This is a genomic window from Nocardia sp. NPDC023852 (assembly GCF_040639505.1).
GTDB lineage: Bacteria > Actinomycetota > Actinomycetes > Mycobacteriales > Mycobacteriaceae > Nocardia.
Window position 1 is genome coordinate 1 of sequence record NZ_JBFAAB010000063.1, and the last position, 4,172, is coordinate 4,172.

The 4,172-nt window shown below is 67.4% G+C and carries 1 protein-coding gene; it reads right to left on the reverse strand.

Translation table 11 applies throughout. The features are described 5' to 3' along the window. A partial coding sequence (locus AB0H00_RS31785; protein WP_357273604.1) for a type I polyketide synthase occupies window positions 1-4,172 on the reverse strand: 4,172 nt, incomplete at both ends.

Consider the following 4,172-nt stretch of genomic DNA (forward strand, 5'->3'; position numbering starts at 1 on the left):
ATCCGAACCGGACGCGACCAGATCCCACAACTGCCCCGGCGACTCCACACCACCCGGAAACCGGCAACTCATCCCCACGATCGCAATCGGCTCATCGGTACGGATCCGGCGCGCCGGTCGTGCGACCGCGCGGCCGGCATCCGCATCGGTTTCGCCGATACGAGAGTGGATGAACGCCGCGACCGCCGCGGCGGTGGGGTGGTCGAACACCAGCGTCGACGGCAGTTGCACCCCGATGGCCTTGGCGAGCCGGTTACGGAATTCCAGGCCTGCCAGCGAATCGAAGCCGAGCTCGGTGAACGGTGCGGTGGGATCAATCACGTCACTGGAGATATGTCCCAACACTCCGGCGATCTGCTCCCGAACGACGTCGAGCACGATCGCCGCACGCTCGGCCGCCCGGGCAGCGCCCAGCCGTCGCCCCAACGTTCCGCTCGTGTCCGCGGCTCGGCGTACCGGCACCGCGACAATCGAATGCAATATCCGCGGCAGCGACCCCGCACGCGCCTGAACCGACAGGACCTCGGTGTCGAACTCCGTCCCGATCACCGCCGGTGCTGCCGCGCCGATCGCATGATCGAACAACGCCAAACCGTCCGCCGTCTCCAACGGTCGCACCCCCATCCGGCCCAGCCGCGCCATCGCCGCACCATCTAAACCGCTGGTCATCCCGAGGCCCTGGTTCCACGCACCCCACGCAATCGAGACCGCGGGCAAGCCTGCCGCCCGCCGACGCCACGCCAGTGCGTCCAGGAAGGCGTTCGCTGCCGCATAGTTACCCTGCCCCGGTAAACCCACCACACCCGCGGCCGACGAGAAAAGCACAAACGCCGACAGATCACGATCTTTGGTCAACTCGTGCAGATGCCAGGCGGCATCCACCTTCGGCGCCAGCACCCGATCCACCTGTTCGCCGGTCAAGGTCTCGATTGTGCCGTCGTCGAGTACGCCTGCCGAATGGATCACCGCGCTCGGCGCGAATTCCTTCGGCAACCCCGCCAACAGGGCCGCTACCGCCGCACGATCGCTCACGTCACAGGCCACGACCCGCACCTGCGCGCCCGCGGCCGTCAAGTCACTCACCAGCTCGGCCACACCCTCGCCACGCTCCCCCCGCCGCGACACCAGCACCAACCGCTGAACGCTGTATGTGTCGACGACATGTCGAGCCACCACGGCTCCCAAACCAGTGGACCCACCGGTGATCAACACCGCACCCGTACCCAACGGCGACCGCGCCGCCAACGCCGGACCCAGCTTTTGCCGCCGTAACCGCGGCACCCGCAGCCGGCCACCGCGCACAGCCAGCTGCGGTTCCTCCGAACTCACTACCGCAGCAATAACATCCACTGTCACGTCCTCATCGACGCCCACATCGACGAGGACGAACCGGCCCGGATATTCGGACTGCGCGCTCCGCACCAACCCCCACACCGCCGCACCCGCCGGATCTGACAACTCACCCGGCGCGCCCATCGCCCCCCGCGTCAACACGACCAGTCGCGACCCGCTCGAGCGCTCCTGGGCCTGCCACGTCTGCAACAGTTTCAGCGCTGAGTGCACCCACGCGCGGGTCCGCACCGCCACATCACCGTCGTCGCCGCCGCTCGACCCGTCCCCGCCGGGTGACCACACGACGACCTCCGGCATTACCTCGCTGTCGAGCAACTCGGCTAGGTCGGCACGAACATCCGCCCCCGCGACATGACCGGCATCAAGGACCACCATCGACCCCACCACCCCGGTGTGCCTGGGCGGCGCCGACACCCATTCGATATCCGACAGCGATGCACGACGGCCGAATCCCCTGATGAGCACCTTCGCATCCACCGGGCGGGTGGTAAGCGACTCGAGGCTGAGCACGGGCGCACCCACGTGGTCCAGAGCGACGACATGAACCCGCCCGGCATCCAACCGGACGAGCCGAACCCGGATGGCCGGCACGCCAGCACGGTACAACCGCGCCCCGGTGAACGAGAACGGCAACGGCAGCCGCCCCGAGGGCATGTCCAACGCCAGCCCATCGATCGCCGCGTGAAATGCGGCGTCCAGCAATGCCGGATGGATCCCGAACGACAATGCCTGATCACCAACATCGGCCGGGAGTGATACCTCGGCAAGCAGATCGTCACCATCACGCCACACCGACCCAACCCCCTGGAACGCGGGGCCGTAACCGAACCCCAACTCCGCCAGATGGTCGTAAAGCCCGTCGGTCGGCACCGGATCGGCGCCCGCGGGCGGCCATTCCTCGCTCACCGATCCATGCCGTTCCGACTCGATCCACGCCGGAACAGTCGCAGCGGCCGGAGCCAGCACGCCGCTGGCATGCGACACCCACTCGCCGGCCTCGGAATCCCCGTCGGCAACGACACGAGAGTGGATCACGAACCGGCGTCGGCCCGCCTCATCGGCAGGTTCGACCCCGAACTGAATATCGACCGCGGCGTCGTCGGCGAGCGGCAGCGGCTCTTCGAGCAACAGCTCCTCGACGAACTCGGCGCCCAGCCGCACACCCGCCGTCAGCGCCAGCTCCAAGAAACCGGTCCCGGGCAACAACGCCGAACCGAACACCGCGTGATCGGCCAGCCACGGATGGGTCCGCACCGACACACGTCCGGTGAACAGCCATTCGTCTTTTCCGGCGAGCTGCACCGCATTCGTCAACAACGGATGCCCGAACGAGCCGGTCGCGATCTCGGCGCTCGGCTGCAGCCAGTACCGCTGATGCTGGAAGGCATACGTCGGCAAAGTCACCCGAGCCGCGGTCGGAGCCAACGCAGTTTTCGCCACCGCCACACCGGCACAGTAGGCGCGGGCCAACTCGACGGCGACCTGCTCCGGCCCGCCATGGCCACGCCGCAACGTACCCAGCACAACCACACGATCGGCCACACTGAGCGCTTCCGCCGTCGACTCGACCCCCATTGTCAACACCGGATGCGGACTCACCTCGATAAAAGCATTTACTCCCGCGCCGATCAATGCCTCGATCGACTCGGCGAACCGCACCTGCTCCCGCAGCCCCCGGTACCAGTACCCCGCATCCAATCTCCCGGTATCGACATAGTCCCCGACCACGGTTGAGAAGAACGGCACCGAATCCGTGTGCGGCCGAACCGGAGCCAACTCCGCCAACACCCGATCCCGAATCGACTCTACGGCCGTCGAATGCGACGCGTAATCCACCGGGATCCGCTTCGCCCACACGCCATCGTCAGCGCACCCGGCCAGGAACTCATCCACCGCCGATGCCTCCCCCGACACCACCACCTGCCCTGGACCATTCACCGCCGCCACCGACAACCGATCCCCGAACCCGAGCAGACGCTGCCGGACCGCATCGACATCCGAGCCGACCGACGCCATGCCACCGGAACCAGCGAGTTCCTCTGCCACAGCCCGGGAACGCAGCGCCACCACCCGCGCACCGTCGGACAACGAAAGTCCACCAGCGACAACGGCCGCCGCGATCTCACCCTGCGAATGCCCGATCACCACCGCGGGCTCCACCCCGCTCGAGCGCCATAGCCGGGCCAAGGACACCATCACCGCGAACAACAGTGGTTGAACCACATCTACTCGCTCCAGCGACGGCGCCTCCGGGTCTCCCCGCAGCACAGCGGTCAGCGACCAGTCCACGAACGGCGCCAAAGCCGCGTCACACTCCGCGATCGACTCCGCGAACACCCCACCCCCTGCCAACAACTCGGCACCCATCTCCCCCCACTGACTGCCCTGCCCCGGAAACACGAACGCCACCTGCCGCGCCACAGCACGACCCGACACCACGCCATCGGTGTCCCCGACGGACTCCGCCAACCTCGCCAACCCGGCGTTCAAGTCGGCCAACTCCCGACCCACCACCGCAGCACGCCATTCCAACTGCGAACGATGCCGCAACAACGAATACGCCACATCCGCCGCACCGGCCTCCGGATGATCGACCAACCAGTCCCGCAACCGAACCGCCTGATCCCGCACCCCATCCCGCGTCTTCGCCGACACAGCCCACGCCAGAACGCCCTCCGAAGCCGCTTCCACAACAGGGGATTCCGCTGGAATAGACAGCGGCGATTCCTCCACGATCACGTGTGCGTTGGTGCCGCTGATCCCGAACGACGACACCCCCGCACGGCGTACTCGTTCACCGGCAGGCCACGGCTCCGCCT